We start from the raw sequence: 303 nt of genomic DNA on the forward strand, positions 1-303 counted from the left end.
AAATAGGCTGCCCGGGCGTAGCGGAATTTACGGTGCAGCGTCCCGAAGCTCTGTTCGACCACATAACGGGTCTTCGACAAATAGCGGTTACGTTTGGTTTGGTCTTCCGTCAGCGGACGGTTGCGGTGGGCTTTGCGCATAATGCCGTCCAACAACCGATACTCTTTCAGATGGTGCCGGTTTTCCTTACTGTCGTAGCCTTTGTCGGCATAGACGGTCGTGCCTTCGGCTATACCTTCCAGCAAAGGCGACAGGTGGTTGCACTCATGGGTATTGGCTGGGGTGATGTGCAGTTTCTCGATA

General features: G+C 54.1%; 1 protein-coding gene. It reads right to left on the reverse strand.

From position 1 onward, the window contains the following. Positions 1-303 (reverse strand): transposase (locus MB824_RS10735; protein ID WP_238748535.1); only part of this gene is annotated, 303 nt, incomplete at both ends.

This window comes from Kingella pumchi (assembly GCF_022288825.1).
Taxonomy (GTDB): Bacteria; Pseudomonadota; Gammaproteobacteria; order Burkholderiales; family Neisseriaceae; genus Kingella_D; species Kingella_D pumchi.